The following is a 21,018-nucleotide window of genomic DNA, read 5'->3' as shown; positions in this document are numbered from 1 at the left end:
AGGTTGTCGGGGGTGCGCATACGGATCTGCGCAGGAACGGCTACGGATCGTAATGAAACCTCCCCGGCTTCGCCAAGTCAGGACGAAAACGTTCTATGACGTGCGGCCTTACGGGCGCGGCGCTGATCTTGTCAGCGGCCCGTGATCGTCAGGGAGAGGGGCGCGCCGGTGCCCGCCAGCGCGGCGGCCTGGGCCCGGTCGGTGGCCAGGACGACCAGTGCCCCATCCTGTGCGCCGTCGTTGCCAGGGGGTGGGATGGCGACGACGGGCACGGATGAGACCACTATTCGGGCCGGGCCTTGGTGCCGTGTCGTTTCGAGCGGGTCGGGCGAGGACGGAGCCGGGGTGGTCAGGACGTCGATGTGGTCGCCGGGGCGGAGGAGGCGGGCCGCGCCGGCGTCGGCCATGCGGACGGGGGTGGCGACCATGCCGGGGCCGTAGCCGCGGAGCAGGGCGGCGCCGACGACGCGCGCGTCGGTGAGGGGTTCTCCCCGGCGCATGGGGCCCGCGAGGACGCGCCCGGCGGCGGGGGAGCGCAGGGCGCCCGCCGGGACGGAGCCCGGAGGGAGCCTCAGGGGGCGCAGGTCGGAGGGGGTGAGGGTCCGTCCGGCCGGGAGGTCGCGGGAGGCGGCGAGGACGCGGACGGACGGCGGCGGCGCGGGGCGCAGAGCCAGGAGGGCGAGCCCGGCGGCGGTCGCGGCGAGCAGCGCCGCCAGCGGCCGCCGCAGGCGCCTTAACAGGCGGCCCGAGCGGACGTTCACGGGAGCTCCAGGGGAAGATCGATGCCGTCGAGGACGTGCGGGCACGGGCACGAGCGGTCGGCCGGCAGCGCCTTGACGATGTCGGCGACGACGGTGCGGAGGCGGCCGATGTTCTCGCCGAACACGCGGAGCACCTCCTCCATGGTGACGCCCTCGCCCTCCTCGATGCCCGCGTCGAGGTCGGTGACGAGGCACAGCGGGGTGTAGCAGAGCGCCAGCTCGCGGGCGAGGACGGCCTCGGGGTGGCCGGTCATCCCGATCAGCGTCCAGCCCTGGGAGGCGAACCACTGGGACTCTGCCCGGGTCGAGAAGCGCGGCCCCTCGATGACGACCAGGGTGCCGCGGTCGACGGGCTCCCAACCGGCGGCGCGGGCCGACGCCACGGCGGTGCGGCGGCCCGCCGGGCAGTACGGGTCGGAGAACGAGACATGGACCGCGGCGCCGTCGTCGTAGTAGGTCTGCTCCCGCCCGGACGTGCGGTCGGCGAGCTGGTCGGGCACGGCGAGCGTGCCGGGGCCGTAGTCGGGGGTGAGCGACCCGACCGCGCTCGGGGCCAGCACCTGCCGGACGCCGAGGGAGCGCAGCGCCCACAGGTTGGCCCGGTAGGGGATCTTGTGCGGTGGGAACCGGTGGTCGCGGCCGTGCCGCGGGACGAACGCGACGCGGCGGCCGGCGAGCTCGCCGACGGCGACGGTGTCGCTCGGCGGGCCGTACGGGGTCTCGACCCGCAGCTCCTCGACGTCGTCGAGGAAGGAGTAGAACCCGGAGCCGCCGATGACTCCGATCTCGGCGGCGGGCAAGGGACTGGAGGACGGAACGGAGCCGGAGGGCTGGGCGGAACCGGGAGGCTGAGTGGACATGGTGCCGACATTAGCCACCCCACCGCGGCCTCCGGGAGACCGTCCGCCGATTGTGGATAACCCCGCGAAGGGGCCCGGCCTGAGCCGGGCCCCTTCCCTTCCCCGTTCCGGCCGGAGCCGGAGTCTGTGCACGTCAGCCGGTCCGCCGCCGGGGTGTGCGGCGCATGCCGGCCGGTCCGCGCGGGCTAGCCGACCGGGTCCAGGACCTTCGGCTCCTCGACCGACGGTTCTTCCTTCTTTGCCAGGCGGCCCGGGGCCCAGATCCGCCGGCCGATGTCGTACGACAGCGCCGGGAGCAGCAGGGACCGGACGATCAGCGTGTCGAGCAGGACGCCGAACGCCACCGCGAAGCCCATCTCGACCATGAACACCAGCGGCAGCGTGACCATGGACGCGAACGTCGCCGCCAGGACCAGCCCCGCCGAGGTGATCACGCCGCCGGTGACGGTGAGGCCGCGCTGGATGCCGCGGCGGGTCCCGAGCCTCTGCGACTCCTCCCGGACGCGGTGCATCAGGAAGATGTTGTAGTCGACCCCCAGCGCCACCAGGAAGATGAACGCCAGCAGCGGGAACCCGGAGTCGGTGCCCTCGAACCCGAAGCCGTAGTCGAAGATCAGCGCGCAGGCGCCGAGCGAGGCGAGGAACGACAGCACCACGGTGCCCATCATCAGCAGCGGCGCGACGACGGCGCGCAGCAGCGCGACGAGGATCAGGAACACCACGGCCAGCACGATCGGGATGATCACCTGGTTGTCGCGGGTGGAGGCCCGCTTGATGTCGAGGTACGTCGCGGTGGTACCGCCGACCTTGACGTCCGCGGACGGGATGGCGTGCGTCGCCGTCCGGAGTCGGTCGATGGTCGTGCGGGCGGCCCCGCTGTCGGCCGGGTACTTCAGCGTCGCCTCGTACTTGACCAGGCCGTTCGCCGTGGCTGGCGGGCCGAGTTCGGCGACGCCCGGCGTCCCGCGGACGGTCTCGGCGATCCGGTCGGACGCCGACGCCTTGCCGATCACGACGGCCGGCGAGCCCGATCCGGCGGCGAAGTGCCGGGCGACGACCTCGGAGCCCGCGATGGAGTCGGGACGTCCGGTGAACTGTCCCGCGTCCGAGAGCCCGTCGGCCTTGAGCGAACCCAGGCCGAGGGTGAGGGCGATCAGTCCGAGCATGGTGACGGCCCAGAGCGCGCGCGGGCGCTTCGCGACCAGAGCGGCGATGCGGCTCCAGATGCCGTGCTCGGCCTCGTACGCCTCCGGCTGCAGGTACTTGGCGTCGTACCGGGGGATCAGCGGCCAGAACAGCCAGCGGCCGAAGATGACGAGCAGGGCCGGCAGGAGGGTGGTCATGGCGCCGAGCGCGGTGAGGACGCCCGCGGCGGCGACCGGGCCCATGCCCGCGGTGGAGTTCATCTCGGCGAGCAGGAGGCACAGGAGGCCGACCGCGACGGTGGCGGCGGACGCGATGAGCGCGGGCGCGGCGCGGTGCAGCGCGAACGCCATGGCTTCGTGCCGGTCCTCGTGCCTGTGCAGTTCTTCCCGATAACGGGCGACGAGTAGTAGCGCGTAGTCAGTGGCCACACCGAAGACGAGAACGGTCAGGATTCCTGCGCTCTGGCCGTTGACGGTGAGGTCCCCGTACTTCGCGAGCAGATACACCAGCGACTGGGCCAGCCCCAGGGCGAAGAGTGCGCTCAGCACAGGGACGAACCACAGGACCGGGCTGCGGTAGATGATGAGCAGAAGGATGATGACGACGCTGCCCGCGGCCATGAGCAGGAAGCCGTCGATGGTCTCGAAGACCTCGAACTGGTCGGCGCCCATGCCGGCGGGTCCGGTGACGTGCGTGGTCAGTCCGGGCGGTCCGCGCTTGGCGAGTTCACGTGCCTCGTCCACCGCCTTGGTGATGTCCTCGTCGGTGAGGGGCACGAACGTCTGCAGGGCTTTGCCGTCCTTGGACGGGAACGGTCCCTGCACCTTCTGCGCGCCGGGCAGCTTCTGCAAGGCGGAGACGTCCGCGGCGGCCTTCGCGCGGTCCTGCGCCGTGAGGCCGCCGGAACGCTCGTAGACGACGACCGCGGGCATCGTCTCGTCCTTGCGGAACTGCTCCTCAAGTTCGACGACCTGCGTTGATTCGGCTCCGCCGGGGAGCCAGGCCGCCGCGTCGTTCTCCTCGACGTCGCCGAGCTTGCCGGCCAGTGGGCCGAGGGCGACCAGCAGGACGACCCACAGGGCCAGGACGGCCCACTTGGTGCGCCGTCCGGCGATGATGCCGGCCAGGCGCTGGGCCTTCGACCTGGGGGGAGCCGGGCTGTGTTCGCTCATGTTCCTCTCCTGTGCACTCGGCGTCGAGATATGTCGCGACTGCCCTAGAGTGTCTCGATCGCCGAGACATGTCAAGTACTATCGTGAAATCTCGATACACGGTTGCTCGTATCAAGTCTCTCGATAATTGTGTCTCTCTGTAAACGAGAGTTCTGTCAACGTGGAGAGGGTGCATGCACGCCGGTCGCCTCCCACGTACTCAATCGTCGCCAGAAGGCGCCGCCGGCGCGTCCGGCATGAGACTGGACCTGGGCTACCCCGGCCGAGGCATGAGCGCGCCTGCGGCTACCCCTGGAGATGTAGAAGCGCGAGGACGGCACAGGCCCTGAATAGGAGGCCGACCTCCGCCTCACCGCCACCGAAGCCCGCTGACATGGCCATACGCACAAGGCGCTCAGAAGCACCCACTAGGCCCGGACGCGGGCGGACCATGCGCGGGGGAGGCCCACACCACACGCGGACGGGTGCGTGCCATACGTAGAGAGGCGTGCGCCCCCGCCGGGAGGCGCGTGCCATGCGTGTGTGGGCGGGGCCGCCCATGCATGGCGGGCTCGTCAGGTGGACGGGGGTCTGGCCACACGCGGACGGGTGCGTGTCAGAGGGCGGCATGCCGCGCGTTCAGAGGCGGCCGGGCAAGCCGAAACCGAGGGTCCAGTGGCGGGACTGGGTCCGGCCGGTGGAACCCTCGGTCGGGCGTATGGGGAGGCGGGGGCCGTCCAGGCCGAGGAAGGTCAGGCGACCTTCTCGGAGGACGAGGACGACGATGTGCTGGAGGACGACGAATCGCCGCCAGAGGACGAAGAAGCCGAGGACGACGACGTGTCCGACTTGGGCGAGTCGCCGTTGGACGAAGAGCTGCCAGAGGAGCCGTTGGACGCGGCGCCCACCGTCGACGTCTTCCCAGAAGAGCCGCGGCTGTCGGTGCGGTAGAATCCGGACCCCTTGAAGATGATCCCCGCGGCCGAGAAGACCTTGCGAAGCTTGCCACTGCACGCCGGGCATTCGGTCAGCGCGTCGTCGCTGAACTTCTGCACGATCTCAAGAGGCTCGCCGCACTCGGTGCAAACGTACTGATACGTCGGCACGGTCCCTCCTCGCTGACTCAACCCGGTCGACCCGGACTGGCACTCACTCTAGACGACTGCTAATGGTACCGATGATTGGAACAGGATTCGTCCCCGGGCTGTTCCCTGGCGCCGTGTCACGCACCCGTTTCGCCGAACCAGCCTGCCAGGCGTCCCTTCCGGCTGACCGCGCGCAGGCGGCGTTCAGTGGCCTCGCGCACGGAGGCGGTGGTCACGACCAGGAGGGTGTCACCGGCTTGCAATGGCGTGGTGGGTTCCGGGACGAAGCTGGACCCGTTCCGCACGATGAGGGTCACGGACGCACCATGCGGAAGCCGGAGCTCGAATATCTCCACGCCGTTCAGCATGGAGTCGAGCGGTATCCGCACCTCCAGCAGGTCGGCGTGGAGTTCCTCCAGAGGGGCGGCTTCCACGTCCAGCTCCCGTGTCTGCTCGTCGCTCTTCAGCCGGCACAGGCGCGCAGCCAGCGGCAGCGTGGGGCCTTGCAGAAGGGTGAACACGACGACGATGTTGAAGACGATCGCGAACAGCCGGTCGGCGCTCTCGACGTGCTCCACCATCGGGATGGTCGCGAGGACGATCGGGACGGCGCCGCGTAGCCCGGCCCAGGACGCGAACATCTTCTCGCCCCACGACAGCTTGAATCCGATCGTGGACACCACGATCGACACAGGACGCGCGATCAGCAGCAGAACGAACCCCACTACTAGCGCGGGCACGATCTGGGCCGGAAGTTCACTGGGGGAGGCGAGCAGGCCCAGCATCACGAACAGCCCGATCTGGGCGAGCCAGCCGACGCCTTCTGCGAAGCCACGCGTGGCCGGACGGTGTGGTAGCCGGGCATTGCCCAGGACGAGGGCGCTCACGTACACGGCGAGGAACCCGCTGGAGTGCAGCAGCGAAGCCGCGCCGTAGGAGCCGACCGACAGCGACAGCACCGCGATGGGGTAGAGGCCAGACGCAGGCAGCGCGATACGACGCAGCCCTTGGGCGCCCAGCCAGCCGATGGCGAAGCCGATGATGCCGCCCGCGATCAGCTCGTACAGCATCACGCCGAGGAGCTCGGTGAGGTTGGGCACGCCGCTGTGCGCGCTGAGCGTCACCACGATGATCACGACGGGTGCGTCGTTGAAGCCGGACTCGGCCTCCAGCAGCCCGCTCAGCCGGGACGGCAGCGGCAGCCGCCGCAGCACCGAGAACACGGCCGCCGCGTCGGTGGGGGCGAGCACGGCGGCGAGGAGGAACGCGGGCCGCCAGTCCAGGCCGACCAGCCACATGGCCGCGAGCCCGACCACGATGATGCTGATCAGCGTGCCGATGGTGGAGACGACGAGCGCGGCGGGCACCGAGGGGCGGACGTGCCGCCAGCTCGTGGTGACACCGCCCTCCGCGAGGATCAGGACGAGGGCCGCGAGCCCTAGGGTCTCGGCCAGTTCGACGTCATCGAACTGGATGTGGGTGGGGCCGGACTCGCCGATGAGTAGGCCGAGGCCCATGTACGCCAGAAGGGTCGGCAGGCCCGCCTTGTGCGACAGCCTGACCGCGATGATGGCGCAGAGTACGAGCGTGGCCCCGAGGAGTAGCCAGATGTCGAGATGCACATCCCACCCTTCGGGGTCGTCAAACTTGATCGTTTAGGAATCCTACAGATTCACCGGCCGATCGCATATTTACGGTTGATGGACGGCATGTCGCAAAGGCTGGCTATCGCCGCCTGACCTGCGGATTTACCCCGTTGACGACGTTCCGCACGTCCCGCCCCCGGACGGCCGCGGTCACGTTGTCGACCACCAGCGTCACCAGGTTCGTCTGGGACTGCACGGAAGTCCCGGCCGCGTGCGGGGACAGGAGGACGTCCTCGCGGGAACGCAACGGATGCGTGGGCGCCAGCGGCTCCTCGTCGTACACGTCCAGGGCGGCGCCCGCCAGCCGTCCCGATTCCAGGGCGTCGAGTACGGCGTCGTCAGGTGCGATGCCCCCGCGCGCCACGTTCACTAGGAGCGCGTTGTCCGGCAGTAGGGCGAGGCGTTCGGGACCGATCAGGCCCCTGGTCTCGTCTGCCAGCGGCAAGGCGAGGACGACGATGTCGGATGTCGCCATCAGGTCGTCCAGCTCGCGGTACGTGGCCAATGCCTCCGGACGCTTCTGCCTCGTCCAATACGACACCGTGCAGCCGAGTGCCGCGAACAGGCGTGCCGTCTCCGCGCCTATCGCGCCGAAGCCGACGATGCCGATGCGCTGCGTGTGGACCTCTCGCGGCTGTCGCGCGGCCATCTCCATCTGCGGCCACTCGCCCGCGCGTACGGCCCGGTCGCCCCGGGCGAGGTCGCGGCAGAGGGCGAACGCCGCGCCCACCGCCCACTCGGCGACACTGCGCGCATTGAATCCCGCCGCGTTCGCCAAGGGCACCTCTGCGGCGGCCAAGGCGGCGACGTCGATACTGTCCGTCCCCACCGCGGGCATCTGGACGAACGCCAGCCGCGGCGCGGCGGCCACGGCCCCGGCGTCCAACGCGAGCTGACCGGTGAAGTCGCCGATCACGATGTCCGCGCCGGGGAGCGCGGCCAGCAGGCCGAGGCGGTCTCTGCTCTGGGGAAACGTGATCTCGACCGCGTCGCCCAGTGGCGCGAACAGCCCCCGGACGACGTCCTCCCCGATCGGGGGCAGGGACAGGATCCGCCACGGCGCCGCCATCTCGAACCTCCCGTGATCTTCCGTCCCCCAACCCTACGAGGCCGCGGACCACGAGGCTTCGGGCCAGGGCTCCGGACCTGGCGGCGCTGCGGAACCCGTGGTGATCAGCCGAGGCGCACCAGGCCCTCGGACGGCGTCACGGCGGCGCGGACGTGCTGGTCATGCGGTTCCGACGGCAGATTCGGCACCAGCTCCGCGTCGTACAGCAGCGCCACGGTCAAGATCGCGGGCCCGACACGCGCGAGCGCCCGGTCGTAGGAACCGCCGCCGCGCCCGAGGCGCATGCCCGTCCGGTCGACGGCGACCGCCGGGGCCAGGACCACGTCCGCGCTGGCCACCGCGCCGGGCCCGCGCGGCGGCTCGGACGGCTCCGGAATCCCGCGCGGCCCGGGGACGAGCGAGTCCGGCCCCTCGTAGGACGCCCAGTCCAGGTCGCCGTCCGGCAGCAGCCGGGGGAGCAGCACGTACGCGCCGCGCTTCCACAGCGCGAAAAGCAGGCTCCGCGTGTCGGGCTCCGTGCCGATCGAGACGTAGGCCGCGATCGTCCCCGCCATCTCGATCTCCGGGACCGACAGCAGCGCGTCGCGGATCGACCGTCCGGCCGCAGCGCGGTCCTCGGGCGGCATCGCCGCACGCCTGCCGAGCAGTTCGGCCCGGAGGCCGGTCTTTGACGCTATGTCGTGCACGCTGCTGTCCTCACGGATGGCTAGGGTCTCTACATGGCCGACTCTGCACCTGTGCTCAAGGCGGTCGTCCCGGCGGCCGGCCTCGGTACCCGATTCTTGCCCGCCACCAAGGCGACTCCAAAGGAAATGCTGCCCATCGTCGACAAACCGGCGATCCAGTACGTCGTCGAGGAGGCGGTCGACGCCGGCCTCAGCGACGTCCTGATGGTCACCGGACGCAGCAAACGATCCATCGAGGACCATTTCGACCGGGCGTACGAGCTGGAGGAGGCGCTGCGGGCCAAGGGCGACGACGAACGGCTCGGGGCCGTCCGCGAGTCCAGCGACCTGGCCATCATGCACTACGTGCGGCAGGGCGAGCCGCGCGGGCTCGGGCACGCGGTGCACTGCGCCCGCCAGCACGTCGGCAACGAGCCGTTCGCGGTGCTGCTCGGCGACGACATGATCGACGCCCGCGACAACCTGCTGCGGCGCATGATCGAGGTGCGGCAGCAGTACGGCGGCAGCGTGGTCGCGCTGATGGAGGTCGAGCCCGACCAGGTCTCCGCCTACGGCTGCGCGGCCATCGAGGCGACGGACGAGGACGACGTCGTCCGGATCTCCGACCTCGTCGAGAAGCCCTCCGCCGAGGAGGCGCCCAGCAACTGGATCATCATCGGCCGCTACGTCTGCGACCCGGCGGTGTTCGACGTCCTGGAGAAGACCCCGCCGGGCCGCGGCGGCGAGATCCAGCTCACCGACGCGCTGCGCACCCTCGCCGACATGCCCGCCGAGCAGGGCGGCGGCGTCTACGGGATCAAGTTCCGCGGGCGCCGCTACGACACCGGGAACAAGCTCGAATACCTGTGCACGGTCGTCCAGTTCGCTTCGGAACGTCCTGATCTGGCGCCGGAGTTCATGCCGTGGCTGCGCGAGTTCGTCCGCCGCCAGGACGCCGCAGAGGCACCCGGCGACGCGTGACAGGAGGCCGGACCGGGGCGGTGTGCATGAGGCTGGGGCGCTGCGGATGAGATTGGGGCGGTGAGCGTGAGAACGGTCGACGAACATCTGGCGGAGATCCTCGGCAGCGTCGCGGTGCTGCCGCCGCTCGACCTGGCGCTGCTGGAGGCGCAGGGCACGGTGCTCGCGGAGCCCGTGTCCGCGCCCGTGCCGCTGCCGCCGTTCGACAACTCCGCGATGGACGGTTACGCCGTCGTCGCGGCCGATGTCGCGGCGGCCACCGAGGCCGACCCGGCGGTGCTGCCCGTCGTCGGGGACATCGTCGCCGGTGACACCGGCGTGTCGGCCCTCCGCCCCGGCCTGACCGCCCGGATCATGACGGGCGCGCCGCTGCCCGCCGGCGCGGACGCGGTCATCCCGGTCGAGTGGACCGACGGCGGCAACGCCACCGTCCGGATCTCGCGGTCCGCGCCGTCCGGCCACTACATCCGCCGCGCGGGCGAGGACGTCCCCGCAGGTCAGGTCGTCGTGGACGCGGGCACCCGGCTCGGCGCCCCGCAGCTCGGCATGATCGCCGCGGTCGGCCGGTCCCGGGTGACGGTCCGGCCGCGGCCGCGCGTCGTCGTCGTCTCCACCGGGGACGAGCTCCGCGAACCGGGCGAGCCGCTGGCACCGGGCCAGATATGGGAGTCCAACAGCTACATGCTCACCGCAGCCGTCGTCGAGGCGGGCGGCGTGGGCTACCGGCAGGCGACCGTCGAGGACGAGTCCGCCAAAGTGCTGGAGATGTTCCACGACCAGCTCGTCCGGGCCGATGCCATCGTCACCACTGGCGGCGTTTCCATGGGCACTAGGGACGTGGTCAAGGAAGTACTCGCCGGCACCGGGACGGTGGGTTTCCACAAGGTGCGCATGCGTCCGGGCAAGCCTCAAGGGTTCGGCCTTCTCGAAGGCGTGCCCGTATTCACTCTCCCTGGGAACCCCGTAAGCGCCTACGTCTCGTTCCAGGTTTTCGTGCGCCCCGCGTTGCGCGCCATGCAGGGATTGGCGCCCGACCCCCTGCCGACCGTGAGCGCCGTCCTCACCGACGCCGTGAAGTCCCCGCCTGGGCTCCGCCATTATCTGCGGGGTCTGTTGTCGTTCAGCCGTGGCTCCTACACCGTCACGGCCGCCCACACGCAAGGCTCGCACCAGCTCGGCTCCCTCGCGTCGGCGAACGCGCTCATCGAACTGGGGGAGGACGTCGAATCCCTTCCTGCCGGTTCCCACGTGGAAGTCATGAGGTTGCCGTAGTGAGTGCCATGGGCTCCGAATTCACCCATCTGGACGACACGGGCGCTGCCCGCATGGTCGATGTGTCATCCAAGAACGTCTCGTCCAGAACGGCGACGGCGACAGGCTTCGTCCGCCTATCAGAGGAGTGCGTCGCCCTCCTGCGCGCCGGTGACATTCCCAAGGGCGACGCACTCTCCGTCGCCCGCATCGCTGGGATCATGGGCGCGAAACGCGTCCCCGACCTCCTCCCCCTCTGCCATCCGATCGCCCTGCACGGCGTGACCGTCGACCTGGAGATCCGGGACGACGGCGTCGCGATCACCGCCGTCACCCGCACCGCCGACCGGACGGGCGTGGAGATGGAGGCGCTGACGTCCGTCAGCGTCGCCGCGCTCGCCCTCGTCGACATGGTCAAGGCCGTCGACCCGGCCGCGGTGATCACCGACGTCCGCGTCGAGGAGAAGACCGGCGGCAAGACCGGGACGTGGCGGCGATGATCAGGGCGATGGCGGTCACCGTGTCCAACCGGGCCGCGGCGGGCGTCTACGCGGACAAATCGGGCCCCGTGCTCGTCGCCATGCTGGAGGACCTCGGCTGCCAGGTGGACGGCCCGGTCGTCGTCCCGGACGGGGAGCCGGTCGCGGACGTCCTGCGGGACGCGGTCGCCTCCGGATACGACGTGGTCGTCACGTCCGGCGGCACCGGCCTCACCCCGACCGACCAGACCCCCGAAATGACCCGCCAGGTCATCGAGTGGGAGATTCGGGGCATCGCGGAGGCCGTCCGGCTGGAGGGCCGCGACATGGTGCCCGCCGCGATCCTGTCCCGCGGCCTCGCCGGCGTCGCGGGCGGCACGCTGATCGTCAACCTGCCGGGCTCGACCGGCGGCGTCCGCGACGGCATGACGGTCCTCGGCCGCGTCCTCGCCCACGCCGTCGACCAGATCAAGGGCGGCGACCACCCTCGGATGTGACAAACCGAGCCTGAACGTCCCGCGTGCCCGATTTCTCGGTGACAATCGATGGCGTCCAGACGTCCGACCAGGGAATCATGGAAGCGTGGAACGTTTGCGGGGATGGCCGGTCACCCTGACGGAGGGATCCATCGGGCTGCGCCCGCTCAGGCACCGCGACGCCGCCGTCTGGCGGGAGTTGCGCGTGCGCAACGCCGACTGGCTCCGCCCCTGGGAGCCCACCAATCCGGAGACGCCGCTTTTCCGCAGCGGACTCGGGCCGTACATCAGCATGGTCCACACCATGCGCCGCGAAGCCCGCCAGGGCCTCGCCCTCCCCTGGGTCGTCACCCACGAGGACGAATTCGTCGGGCAGCTCACCATCGGCGCGATCGTCTGGGGCTCGGCCCGCTCAGCCCAGGTCGGCTACTGGGTCGACCGGCAGGTCGCCGGCCGCGGCATCATTCCGACCGCCGTGGCGCTCGCCGTCGACCACTGCTTCTTCACCGTCGGCCTGCACCGCCTCGAAGCCAATATCCGTCCCGAGAACACGGCCAGCCGCCGCGTCGTCGAAAAACTCGGATTCCGGGAAGAGGGAATTCGCCGCCGCCATCTGCACATCGACGGGGCCTGGCGCGACCACATCTGCTACGCCCTGACCGTCGAGGACGTTCCCGGCGGCCTCCGCGCACGCTGGCTCGCCGAGCGCAAACAGGCATTTCCCCGGCACACTTGAGTCCGCTATGACTTTCTCTCCGTAAGAATCCTGCGTCCGACAAGGCCCGGCAAACGGAGAGTAACGGCGAGATCGATCTCGCGACACACCGCCCCTTATGCTCGTCAACCTCTGACAGCCCCTCGTACCGTGCGGGACGTGACCCTGCTCCCAATGCACGTTCGCGCGCCGAAAGTCGGCCCGCCGGTCGAGCGTGCCCTGGGACGGTGGGGCCGATGAGCAGCGCGGTCCTGTACCTCGCCATTGTGGCCGTGTGGGGCATCGTCCTCGTACCCATGTGGCTGCGCCGCGACACCGAGACGACGGGCTTCAACCGCCTCCTCCACAAGCGCTCCGACGAGACCCCCGCAGAGGAAGAGGAGCCCGAGGAGGAGGCCCCGGAGCCCCGGCCCCGCCGCCGGACGACCCGCGCCACCGTGATCGCCCGGCGCCGCCGCCGCACCTCCGGCCTCACGGCCCTGGTCATCACCGCCGGGGCCGTCGTCGCGTCCGGCGTCGCCCCCTGGTGGGTCATCACGCCGCCGGCCGTCCTCCTGACCGGCCACCTGGCCCTCCTGCGCGTCGCCGTAGGGGTGGACACCGCCCGCCGCCGCGCCGCCGCGGAGGCCCGCGCCCTGGCCCGCGCCAGGGCCCGCGAAGCCCGCCGCGCCGCCGAGGCCGCCGAACCCGCCGAGGTCATCGAACTCCCGGCCCCCGAGGAGGTCTTCGACCAGTACGCCGACGACCGCCGCGCCGTCGGCGAATGACCCCTGCCCCGGATAACCCGTGCGCGACCACCCCCCGAAGTTTGCTAACCTTACGGAGTCCTCGGGGCTGTAGCGCAGTCCGGTAGCGCACCTCGTTCGCATCGAGGGGGTCAGGGGTTCAAATCCCCTCAGCTCCACCGTGAAGACACAGGTCAGGGCCGCATTCCTTGCACGGAGTGCGGCCCTGACGGCGTTATGTCCGATTCTGGGAGCAGATTTGGGAGCGATCACTCCCTAGAGGTTGACGGGAGTTCCCGAAGTAGGTCGTCCAGCACCCTCACCGCCGAGCGGGGCGCCAGCGCGGCACGCTGCCGCAACGACTTTTCCCACATGCCTTGCAGAGCGGTGACGGCCTTCTCCCGCATGGCCGAGGTGACATGCCCGTAGGTACCGCGCATCCCTGGAACCTCGTGCCCCATCCGCTGAGAGATCAGGAAGTAGTGCACGTCTGCGTCCTCCAGCCAGGTCTGGTGACCGTGCCGGAGTCCGTGCGGTGTCAGGCCAGGGACCAACGCCAGCCAGGTCGCCACGGCTACGTCCTCCGCGGGTTGCTGCCCCGAACCCGGGCACTCCTCGGCCCCCTTGCCCAGCCGATGGCAAATCAAGGTGCCATTGACGCGGCGGCGATGGCTGCGACCGCAATGGTCACAGCGCCCAATCTCCTCATCGCTGATTAGGCGGGGTCGTCCGCGGCCGGTCGGCACTGAGAACGGATCGCCGGGTACCGCAGCGGGCCACGGCGGCAGGGGAAGGCCCGGCCAACCCCGGCTTACGTCGGTGAGGACGGGCATCGACGGTCGCGCATCCTTTCCTTTTCTGGCCGGGTACCAGCCATCGGCCGCCGGACGCATGACCCTCTCGCTGAAGTTGGAGCGACGAAAGTGACCGCCGTCCGGACCGAGGAAGACATAACGGCGACCGGGACACCAGGGTTCTTCCTGATGGCGGCAGTTGCAAATGCGTCCGCCGTCTGCGGCTAGGTGTCGCCGTAGCAACTTGCCTAGGAAGGGCGGCAGGTCTACGTCGCGGATGGAGCCGTCCTTGGGTCGCCCCCGGTAGAACCGGCCGTTCAGCTCGTACAGCTTCCACTTCAGGCCGAGGGTTCCGTCTTCGACCTCGTCGGGGTCTAGACCCACCATTTCGCCCCAACGGGCACCGGTGTAAGCCGCCATCAACGTGGCGACGAAGTCGGTATCCACTCCCGTAAGGATGGAGCAGCGCTCAGCGAGCAGCAGTGCCTGTAGCGGGGTCGCCCACACCTTCTCCATACGCTCGGCCTCCTGGATTCTGCGCTGGCCCTTCTTGCCGCGGCCCTTTTGGCGCATGGCCGGGTTGGTCTGGATATGCTTCGGGACGGCGGCCTCCAGCACGGTGATGAGCATTGACCGGGCGTCCTTGGCGGTTCGTGGCTTGTAGGCCGGATTCGCTCGGATCCGCCGCTCCCAGCTCTCGACCTCTTCGAGAGTGAACTCCCTAAGTTCACGGTCTCCGAACTCTGGGAGAAGATGTACCTCGATCAAATACTTGTAGTTGGCCATTGTTGAAGGTTCCAGGTCCAAGCCGGGGTACCAGGTGTTGACCCATTCCAGCAGCGTGATCTGGCCAGCCCGAGGGCTGACGTACGTGTTGTTGCGGATGGCGGACTCTTGATCGCGCCCGTAATCCACCGCTTCCGTCTTGGTCTTGAAACGGAGACTGGCTGGCGACGACTCCAAGATGCCGTCAGGTCCGCGCCAGCGGGCACGCCAGTAGCCGCCGCGGTTTTCGGCGTACGCCAATGTGCCTTCTTTCGTTCGGGGTCAGCTTGCTTTTCTGGCCGTGGGACGCGGTCGCAACGGCACGAATCCGCCCGTGCGTGCGGCAGGCTGTTGCACGCGTCGCCGCGGGCGGCGGGCGGCGGCGGGTGTGGCCGGCGACGACAGTGCCCCTTGCTCGTTCAGGCGCACGATTTCGGCAAGGTGAGCGTCGGTGAACCGGTAGGCGCCGCCAAGCATGGTGAACGGAATCTGGCGGGCCGCGGCGCGCCGTTCCAGCCAACTCACCTTGACGCGCAAGATCTCGGCGGCTTCTTCCTTGGTGTAGATCCTGAACTCGTCACCGTTCTGCTGAACGGCGTGCAACTCGGGGCCGGACGTGGGCATGGTGTTGCTGCCTCCTTCCAGAGGTGGCGCCCCGGCGGGTGTGCTTGGTCGTGTGTCCGCCGGGGCCGTCTGAGCGTGGGGGAACGAGGAACGGCCGCCCCCGGGAGGTGGGGGCGGCCGTTGCGCTGTGTGGGAGGGGCTGAAACATCTCCGCATCTCCGCATCTCCGCAGTTGTGGCTGTGACCTGCGGCAATGCGTGCGGAGATGGAAGTGGTGGGGCTCGGCTTATCTCCGCAATCGGGGGTCCATCTCCGCAGTGGGTGCGGAGGTGCGGAGATGGACGACCATCGATCTCGGCTATCTCCGCAGATGTTTGTGCTGGTAGACGGCGAGTGTGCGGAGTTGCGGAGTTGCGGAGATGTTTCAGCGGGTTCCGGGACCGGTCACGCATGGGACTCTCCGTCGTGGTGTTCGACCCAGAACACGGAGCGGTCGCCGCGCTCGTGCTTGCCGGACCGGATGACGTAGTCGCCGCGCCACCGGCCGGTTTGGCCGGTGAGCAGGCGGCCCAGGGACAACGTGTTGGGCAGGCGGCCGGTGTGGGTGGTGATGAACTGCCCTTCCCACCGGTCGTCTTCGTCCAGCCCGATCCGGTCGGGTTCGCCGGAGTTGCGCAGCTCGGCAGCGGTCATGCGTCGCGAGCCGTGCAGGCTGTGCCAGCAGGCCATGAACGCCCGCCACCGGGTTTCGTCCTCATCGATGCCGCGCACGTCGGCGGCATTGGCCAGGAACCCCTCGATGCCGTGGTGGGCCAGGAAACCCCCGAGCGCCTGCGCCCACGGGGTGAACTGCCGCATCGAGACCGTGTCGGCGCGCGGCGCCCCGTTCCCCGTCCAGTCCAGCACCAGCACCAGCAGATGCCACAACACCCTGAGCTGATTGGCCGGGACGGTGATCCACTGGTCCAGATGCGGGATCCCGAACCGGGACTGGTCACGTTGCTCGGGCCGGGGCATGTTGGGGTCCAGGTGCACCCGCACGGTCCGCGACGCCATGTCCCCACCGACCTGAAGGTTGTTGCCAGTGGCCATCCACAGCCGGTCGTTGACGGTGGCGATGTTGCGAGACGCCCCCAGCTGGCGATCGGACCACACCCCGGCGGTGACCAGCAACGCCAGGGTGGCCGAGTCGATCACGGTTCCTTCAGCGAGGTTGTCCCACACCACCACCCCGACCTGTTCGGCCAGCACAGCGGTGATGGACTTGCGCAGCTCCTCTTCGGTGTAGGCCCACGGGATGACGCGCTGCCCATACAGCATGCCGGGCCCGCCGGTCAGGATGCTCTTGCCGGAGGCGGGCATAGTCGCATCGATCAACGCGAACGGCGTCAGCGACCGGGTGAAGTGCCGCAAGATCGGCGTGACCAACAGCGCCACGTAGTTCGCCCGATCGGCCGGGCTGGACCACGGGAAGTCACGCAGGAACCGGTTCAGCACGAAGTCACGCGCGTTGTTGACCTGTTCGGCGGTGGGCCGGTCCGGGACGGGCGGCAGCGCGACCTTGGAGGCCAGGTACAGGCCGGTGGCCGGGTCGTACCCGGGGCGTTGCAGCAGGGTGCCGTCGCGGCGGAGCACCGGCGCGCCGATCACGCCACGCAATGGCGCCAGGCCGGTCCAGGTCTTACCAGCCAGCACCGACGCCAGGATGTCGCGGGGCGGGGTGACTTCCTCCTCGTAGGTTTCGGTGTCGCCGCTGCTGGTCCTGCGGGACCGGAGCCGGTAGACGTAGGCGTGTTCGGCCAGCAGCCCGGCCAGGGTGGCCGGGGTGATCGGGCTGGCGGTGACCGGCAGCGGCGAGTCTTCGTCGGCGGCCGGGCTGGTCTGGCCACCGGAGATGGTTTCCATGTGCACCAGGGACCCGGCGGAGACGTAGGTGTCGGGCAGCGTCCCGCGCGCGAGTTCGGTTTTGAGGACGCGGATGGTTTCGGGGCCAGAGCCGACGTGCAGGCTCGGGCGGTCGGCGGTTGGTCCACCCTCCTGGGTCATGCGGGCACGCTCCTCGGGCGTTGGGTACCGGCGCGGAACCCGGACCGGATAGTCCGGCGGGCGGGCCTCTCGGCCAGCCCGGTGCGCACGGCGGCAGCGGTCAGCAGTTGCTCGGTGTCGTCGGGGTCAAGGGCGCCCCCGGCCACGAGCTGGCCGAGGGCGACGGCGGCGCCGTACAGGGTCGCGTTGCGGCGGCCCTCAGGCGCGGCGGCGATCGCGTCCAGGCTGGACTTGACCGCCTTGTGCAGGTAGGCGCCACGGCGCCCGGGATCCAGCCGCACCGTGACCGGGCGTTGCGGCGGCAGCGGCACCGGTCGGAGCCGTTCGGCCAGCCAACCGGGCAGCGGCGCCGGGGCCACCGTGTGGATCGGCTGATAGGTGCCGGTGCCGTCCGGCAGGTCCACAAACGATCCGGGGCCGACGACATATCCGCCGTCGCCGCGGGTGTCGACCTTCCAGCCCAACCCGTTCCCCCGGTCATCAGAGGTGTTGGTCAGCCGGATCCCGTCCGGGACGGTGAAGTACAGGTGAAACCCGCCGCGCCGGGTCCGGACCTGGAAGGTCTCCAGCGGCATCGGCTCCCCGGCCTGTTCGCACACCAGCGCGAACACATCGGACCCGTCGTTGACGCCGGGCACCGCCCACTCGGGCGGCGGGTGCTGGCCGGGCTTAGGCACGTCCAGATCGATCACCAGCAGCCGGGACGGTCCGCAGGCGATCCCGATGTTGTAGGGGCGCCGGGCCCACATCTCCCGAATGGCATCGGGGTCGGTGGTGGCCGTGCGCTTCCACGGCATCCCACGGGGTGGTTCCTTGTCGCCGGGGGCAACGGGGAAAACGTGCCAGGCGCCGCCAAGCATGGTGAACGGAATCTGGCGGGCCGCGGCGCGCCGTTCCAGCCAACTCACCTTGACGCGCAAGATCTCGGCGGCTTCTTCCTTGGTGTAGATCCTGAACTCGTCACCGTTCTGCTGAACGGCGTGCAACTCGGGGCCGGACGTGGGCATGGTGTTGCTGCCTCCTTCCAGAGGTGGCGCCCCGGCGGGTGTGCTTGGTCGTGTGTCCGCCGGGGCCGTCTGAGCGTGGGGGAACGAGGAACGGCCGCCCCCGGGAGGTGGGGGCGGCCGTTGCGCTGTGTGGGAGGGGCTGAAACATCTCCGCAACTCCGCAACTCCGCAGTTGTGGCTGTGACCTGCGGCAATGCGTGCGGAGATGGAAGTGGTGGGGCTCGGCTTATCTCCGCAATCGGGGGTCCATCTCCGCAGTGGGTGCGGAGGTGCGGAGATGGACGACCATCGATCTCGGCTATCTCCGCAGATGTTTGTGCTGGTAGACGGCGAGTGTGCGGAGTTGCGGAGTTGCGGAGATGTTTCAGCGGGTTCCGGGACCGGTCACGCATGGGACTCTCCGTCGTGGTGTTCGACCCAGAACACGGAGCGGTCGCCGCGCTCGTGCTTGCCGGACCGGATGACGTAGTCGCCGCGCCACCGGCCGGTTTGGCCGGTGAGCAGGCGGCCCAGGGACAACGTGTTGGGCAGGCGGCCGGTGTGGGTGGTGATGAACTGCCCTTCCCACCGGTCGTCTTCGTCCAGCCCGATCCGGTCGGGTTCGCCGGAGTTGCGCAGCTCGGCAGCGGTCATGCGTCGCGAGCCGTGCAGGCCGTGCCAGCAGGCCATGAACGCCCGCCACCGGGTTTCGTCCTCATCGATGCCGCGCACGTCGGCGGCATTGGCCAGGAACCCCTCGATGCCGTGGTGGGCCAGGAAACCCCCGAGCGCCTGCGCCCACGGGGTGAACTGCCGCATCGAGACCGTGTCGGCGCGCGGCGCCCCGTTCCCCGTCCAGTCCAGCACCAGCACCAGCAGATGCCACAACACCCTGAGCTGATTGGCCGGGACGGTGATCCACTGGTCCAGATGCGGGATCCCGAACCGGGACTGGTCACGTTGCTCGGGCCGGGGCATGTTGGGGTCCAGGTGCACCCGCACGGTCCGCGACGCCATGTCCCCACCGACCTGAAGGTTGTTGCCAGTGGCCATCCACAGCCGGTCGTTGACGGTGGCGATGTTGCGAGACGCCCCCAGCTGGCGATCGGACCACACCCCGGCGGTGACCAGCAACGCCAGGGTGGCCGAGTCGATCACGGTTCCTTCAGCGAGGTTGTCCCACACCACCACCCCGACCTGTTCGGCCAGCACAGCGGTGATGGACTTGCGCAGCTCCTCTTCGGTGTAGGCCCACGGGATGACGCGCTGCCCATACAGCATGCCGGGCCCGCCGGTCAGGATGCTCTTGCCGGAGGCGGGCATAGTCGCATCGATCAACGCGAACGGCGTCAGCGACCGGGTGAAGTGCCGCAAGATCGGCGTGACCAACAGCGCCACGTAGTTCGCCCGATCGGCCGGGCTGGACCACGGGAAGTCACGCAGGAACCGGTTCAGCACGAAGTCACGCGCGTTGTTGACCTGTTCGGCGGTGGGCCGGTCCGGGACGGGCGGCAGCGCGACCTTGGAGGCCAGGTACAGGCCGGTGGCCGGGTCGTACCCGGGGCGTTGCAGCAGGGTGCCGTCGCGGCGGAGCACCGGCGCGCCGATCACGCCACGCAATGGCGCCAGGCCGGTCCAGGTCTTACCAGCCAGCACCGACGCCAGGATGTCGCGGGGCGGGGTGACTTCCTCCTCGTAGGTTTCGGTGTCGCCGCTGCTGGTCCTGCGGGACCGGAGCCGGTAGACGTAGGCGTGTTCGGCCAGCAGCCCGGCCAGGGTGGCCGGGGTGATCGGGCTGGCGGTGACCGGCAGCGGCGAGTCTTCGTCGGCGGCCGGGCTGGTCTGGCCACCGGAGATGGTTTCCATGTGCACCAGGGACCCGGCGGAGACGTAGGTGTCGGGCAGCGTCCCGCGCGCGAGTTCGGTTTTGAGGACGCGGATGGTTTCGGGGCCAGAGCCGACGTGCAGGCTCGGGCGGTCGGCGGTTGGTCCACCCTCCTGGGTCATGCGGGCACGCTCCTCGGGCGTTGGGTACCGGCGCGGAACCCGGACCGGATAGTCCGGCGGGCGGGCCTCTCGGCCAGCCCGGTGCGCACGGCGGCAGCGGTCAGCAGTTGCTCGGTGTCGTCGGGGTCAAGGGCGCCCCCGGCCACGAGCTGGCCGAGGGCGACGGCGGCGCCGTACAGGGTCGCGTTGCGGCGGCCCTCAGGCGCGGCGGCGATCGCGTCCAGGCTGGACTTGACCGCCTTGTGCAGGTAGGCGCCACGGCGCCCGGGATCCAGCCGCACCGTGACCGGGCGTTGCGGCGGCAGCGGCACCGGTCGGAGCCGTTCGGCCAGCCAACCGGGCAGCGGCGCCGGGGCCACCGTGTGGATCGGCTGATAGGTGCCGGTGCCGTCCGGCAGGTCCACAAACGATCCGGGGCCGACGACATATCCGCCGTCGCCGCGGGTGTCGACCTTCCAGCCCAACCCGTTCCCCCGGTCATCAGAGGTGTTGGTCAGCCGGATCCCGTCCGGGACGGTGAAGTACAGGTGAAACCCGCCGCGCCGGGTCCGGACCTGGAAGGTCTCCAGCGGCATCGGCTCCCCGGCCTGTTCGCACACCAGCGCGAACACATCGGACCCGTCGTTGACGCCGGGCACCGCCCACTCGGGCGGCGGGTGCTGGCCGGGCTTAGGCACGTCCAGATCGATCACCAGCAGCCGGGACGGTCCGCAGGCGATCCCGATGTTGTAGGGGCGCCGGGCCCACATCTCCCGAATGGCATCGGGGTCGGTGGTGGCCGTGCGCTTCCACGGCATCCCACGGGGTGGTTCCTTGTCGCCGGGGGCAACGGGGAAAACGTGCCAG

The 21,018-nt window shown here is 70.0% G+C and carries 19 protein-coding genes, 1 tRNA gene and 1 pseudogene; 8 read left to right on the top strand and 13 right to left on the bottom strand.

Going from position 1 to position 21,018, the window contains the following annotated elements; genetic code table 11:
* Positions 1 to 131: 131 nt before the first annotated feature.
* The 3 genes from cpaB to E1264_RS15215 all read right to left on the bottom strand — a co-directional run bounded on the left by cpaB (position 132) and on the right by E1264_RS15215 (position 3,939).
* Complete coding sequence (gene cpaB, locus E1264_RS15225; RefSeq protein WP_132173868.1) at positions 132 to 761, bottom strand: Flp pilus assembly protein CpaB; 630 nt, start codon at positions 759 to 761, stop codon at positions 132 to 134.
* Positions 758 to 1,621 (bottom strand): S-methyl-5'-thioadenosine phosphorylase, encoded by an 864-nt coding sequence (locus E1264_RS15220; RefSeq protein WP_132173866.1) that lies wholly within the window; start codon positions 1,619 to 1,621, stop codon positions 758 to 760. The genes cpaB and E1264_RS15220 overlap by 4 nt, the downstream gene beginning before the upstream one ends.
* Positions 1,622 to 1,806: 185 nt before the next feature.
* The gene (locus E1264_RS15215; RefSeq protein WP_132173864.1) at positions 1,807 to 3,939 is read right to left on the bottom strand and encodes an MMPL family transporter; all 2,133 of its coding nucleotides are present in this window, start codon (positions 3,937 to 3,939) and stop codon (positions 1,807 to 1,809) included.
* A gap of 654 nt (positions 3,940 to 4,593) precedes the next feature.
* On the opposite strand from E1264_RS15215, the gene E1264_RS46225 reads away from it, so the two are divergent.
* Positions 4,594 to 4,869, top strand: coding sequence for a hypothetical protein (locus tag E1264_RS46225; protein WP_347813396.1), 276 nt, complete (start codon positions 4,594 to 4,596; stop codon positions 4,867 to 4,869).
* Between the two features lie 14 nt (positions 4,870 to 4,883).
* Here the strand turns inward: E1264_RS46225 and E1264_RS46220 are convergent.
* The 4 genes and pseudogenes from E1264_RS46220 to E1264_RS15195 all read right to left on the bottom strand — a co-directional run.
* Positions 4,884 to 5,024, bottom strand: a pseudogene (locus tag E1264_RS46220) (FmdB family zinc ribbon protein); the annotation flags it as partial.
* Between the two features lie 116 nt (positions 5,025 to 5,140).
* Positions 5,141 to 6,625, bottom strand: a complete 1,485-nt coding sequence (locus tag E1264_RS15205) for a potassium/proton antiporter (RefSeq protein WP_132173860.1) — start codon at positions 6,623 to 6,625, stop codon at positions 5,141 to 5,143.
* 103 nt (positions 6,626 to 6,728) lie between these two features.
* Positions 6,729 to 7,718, bottom strand: a complete 990-nt coding sequence (locus E1264_RS15200) for an NAD(P)-dependent oxidoreductase (RefSeq protein WP_132173858.1) — start codon at positions 7,716 to 7,718, stop codon at positions 6,729 to 6,731.
* A gap of 104 nt (positions 7,719 to 7,822) precedes the next feature.
* Positions 7,823 to 8,404, bottom strand: a complete 582-nt coding sequence (locus E1264_RS15195) for a 5-formyltetrahydrofolate cyclo-ligase (RefSeq protein WP_132173856.1) — start codon at positions 8,402 to 8,404, stop codon at positions 7,823 to 7,825.
* Between the two features lie 33 nt (positions 8,405 to 8,437).
* On the opposite strand from E1264_RS15195, the gene galU reads away from it, so the two are divergent.
* The 7 genes from galU (at position 8,438) to E1264_RS15160 (ending at position 13,189) form a co-directional block, all read left to right on the top strand.
* Positions 8,438 to 9,364 carry a UTP--glucose-1-phosphate uridylyltransferase GalU gene (gene galU / locus E1264_RS15190; protein WP_132173854.1) on the top strand — a complete coding sequence of 309 codons (927 nt, stop codon included), beginning with the start codon at positions 8,438 to 8,440 and terminating at the stop codon, positions 9,362 to 9,364.
* Positions 9,365 to 9,430: 66 nt separating this feature from the next.
* A complete protein-coding gene (gene glp, locus E1264_RS15185) occupies positions 9,431 to 10,636 on the top strand; it encodes a gephyrin-like molybdotransferase Glp (RefSeq protein WP_132173890.1) in 1,206 nt (401 codons plus the stop codon).
* A gap of 8 nt (positions 10,637 to 10,644) precedes the next feature.
* Positions 10,645 to 11,115 carry a cyclic pyranopterin monophosphate synthase MoaC gene (gene moaC / locus E1264_RS15180; protein ID WP_132173852.1) on the top strand — a complete coding sequence of 157 codons (471 nt, stop codon included), beginning with the start codon at positions 10,645 to 10,647 and terminating at the stop codon, positions 11,113 to 11,115.
* An 8-nt stretch (positions 11,116 to 11,123) separates the two neighbouring features.
* On the top strand, positions 11,124 to 11,591 hold the full coding sequence (locus tag E1264_RS15175) for a MogA/MoaB family molybdenum cofactor biosynthesis protein (protein WP_243710945.1): 468 nt from the start codon (positions 11,124 to 11,126) through the stop codon (positions 11,589 to 11,591).
* A 94-nt stretch (positions 11,592 to 11,685) separates the two neighbouring features.
* A complete protein-coding gene (locus E1264_RS15170; protein ID WP_132173886.1) occupies positions 11,686 to 12,306 on the top strand; it encodes a GNAT family protein in 621 nt (206 codons plus the stop codon).
* A gap of 215 nt (positions 12,307 to 12,521) precedes the next feature.
* A complete protein-coding gene (locus E1264_RS15165) occupies positions 12,522 to 13,052 on the top strand; it encodes a hypothetical protein (protein ID WP_132173850.1) in 531 nt (176 codons plus the stop codon).
* A gap of 63 nt (positions 13,053 to 13,115) precedes the next feature.
* Positions 13,116 to 13,189: transfer RNA gene (locus E1264_RS15160), tRNA-Ala, on the top strand.
* A 90-nt stretch (positions 13,190 to 13,279) separates the two neighbouring features.
* Here E1264_RS15160 and E1264_RS15155 read toward each other — a convergent pair.
* The 6 genes from E1264_RS15155 to E1264_RS15130 form a co-directional block, all read right to left on the bottom strand.
* Complete coding sequence (locus tag E1264_RS15155) at positions 13,280 to 14,830, bottom strand: site-specific integrase (protein WP_132173848.1); 1,551 nt, start codon at positions 14,828 to 14,830, stop codon at positions 13,280 to 13,282.
* Positions 14,831 to 14,851: 21 nt separating this feature from the next.
* Positions 14,852 to 15,193, bottom strand: a complete 342-nt coding sequence (locus tag E1264_RS15150; protein WP_132173846.1) for a helix-turn-helix domain-containing protein — start codon at positions 15,191 to 15,193, stop codon at positions 14,852 to 14,854.
* A 384-nt stretch (positions 15,194 to 15,577) separates the two neighbouring features.
* Entirely contained in the window at positions 15,578 to 17,179 is a 1,602-nt protein-coding gene (locus E1264_RS15145; RefSeq protein WP_132173844.1) for a hypothetical protein, read from the bottom strand.
* Entirely contained in the window at positions 17,176 to 18,186 is a 1,011-nt protein-coding gene (locus tag E1264_RS15140) for a bifunctional DNA primase/polymerase (RefSeq protein WP_207935928.1), read from the bottom strand. The genes E1264_RS15145 and E1264_RS15140 overlap by 4 nt, the downstream gene beginning before the upstream one ends.
* 384 nt (positions 18,187 to 18,570) lie before the next feature.
* Positions 18,571 to 20,172, bottom strand: coding sequence for a hypothetical protein (locus tag E1264_RS15135; RefSeq protein ID WP_132173842.1), 1,602 nt, complete (start codon positions 20,170 to 20,172; stop codon positions 18,571 to 18,573).
* The coding region (locus E1264_RS15130) for a bifunctional DNA primase/polymerase (RefSeq protein WP_132173840.1) at positions 20,169 to 21,018 on the bottom strand (850 nt) is incomplete at its 5' end. The genes E1264_RS15135 and E1264_RS15130, both read right to left, overlap by 4 nt.

It is taken from the genome of Actinomadura sp. KC216, assembly GCF_004348535.1.
Classification (GTDB): domain Bacteria; phylum Actinomycetota; class Actinomycetes; order Streptosporangiales; family Streptosporangiaceae; genus Spirillospora.
Note: the sequence above shows the minus strand (reverse complement) of the source record. Positions and strands in the feature narration are given on the sequence as shown.